2 protein-coding genes are annotated in these 1394 nt (G+C 77.8%); both read left to right on the top strand.

The features are described from left to right. A partial coding sequence (locus ABD823_RS34325) for a condensation domain-containing protein (RefSeq protein ID WP_344867110.1) occupies positions 1-974 on the top strand: 974 nt, incomplete at its 5' end. Further along, the coding region (locus tag ABD823_RS34320; RefSeq protein WP_344867108.1) for a condensation domain-containing protein at positions 971-1394 on the top strand (424 nt) is incomplete at its 3' end. The genes ABD823_RS34325 and ABD823_RS34320, both read left to right, overlap by 4 nt.

Below are 1394 nucleotides of genomic sequence, written 5' to 3'. Positions count from 1 at the left end.
CCTCGTTCCGCACCTGGGCGCGGGCGCTGCGCGCCGAGGCGGAGACCAGGACGGGTGAACTGGACTTCTGGCGCCGGATCCTGGACGGGGACACCCCGCCGTCCGGCTCCGCGGGTGACGGCTCCGGGCGGCCGGACCTCACCCCGGGCGATCCCCGGCGGCTGGACCCGGCCCGGGACACCTTCGGCAGCCAGCGCCACCTCACCATCGAGCTGCCCCCGGAGATCACCGAGCCGCTGCTGACCCGGGTCCCGGCGGCCTACCACGGCCGGGTCGGCGACGTGCTGCTCGCCGGGCTCGCCCTCGCCGCGACCCGCTGCACCGGGCGGGAGTCGGTCCTGCTCGATCTGGAGGGCCACGGGCGCGAGGAGATCACCGGAGGGGCGGACCTGTCCCGGACCGCCGGCTGGTTCACGACCATCTACCCGGTCCGGCTCGACCCCGGACCGGCGGACTGGAGCGACCTGCACGGCGCCACCGCCGCCCGGGCGATCAAACGGGTCAAGGAGCAGCTGCGGGCGGTCCCCGGCAACGGCCTCGGGTACGGCCTGCTCCGCCACCTCAACCCGGAGACCGCCGCGGAGCTGGCCGCCCGCCCGGTGCCGGAGCTGGCCTTCAACTACCTCGGCAGGACGGAGGCCGCCACCGGGGCCGACTGGTCCCCGGCGCCCGAGGCCGAGGCGGCCGGCGCCGGCCACGCGCCGGACCTGGCGCTCCCGCACGCCCTGGAGGTCAACGCCCTGACCCTGGACGCGCCCGGCGGGCCGCGCCTGCGCGCGACCTGGTCGTGGGCGGCCCGCCTGTACGACGAGGAGCAGGTCCGGGAGCTGGCGGAGGCGTGGTTCACCGCGCTCACCGGGCTGTCCCGGCACACCGGCGGCGGTCTCACCCCGTCGGATCTGCTGGTGCCCGTCAGCCAGGAGGAGATCGACGCGTTCGCAGCGGAACTCGACGCGGAGTGGAGCGCCCGATGACCGGCACCGGACCGATGAGCGGCCCCCGCCCGGCGAGCGCCGGGTCGCAGGGCACCGGCCAGGCGGGCACCGTCCCGCGGAGCGGCGGCCCGCGGGACGGCGGTCCGGCGGGACGCGGTCCGGTGACCCCGGCCCCGCCCGCCCCGGGCGGCCAGCTCGAGGACATCCTGCCGCTCTCACCGCTGCAGCAGGGCCTGTACTTCCATGCCCTGTTCGACGAGGCCGCGCCCGACGTCTACACCGCCCAGCTCACCCTCGACCTGGAGGGGCCGCTCGACGCGGCCCGGCTCGCCGGCGCCGCCGCCCGGCTGCTGGCCCGCCACCCCAACCTGCGCGCCTCGTTCCGGCAGCGGGCGGGCGGCGACCCCGTCCAGCTCGTGCACCGCCGCGTCGAGGTGCCCTGGCGGGAGGTGGCGGGGG

Source organism: Planomonospora alba, assembly GCF_039534085.1.
Lineage (GTDB): Bacteria > Actinomycetota > Actinomycetes > Streptosporangiales > Streptosporangiaceae > Planomonospora_B > Planomonospora_B alba.
Note: the sequence above shows the minus strand (reverse complement) of the source record. Positions and strands in the feature narration are given on the sequence as shown.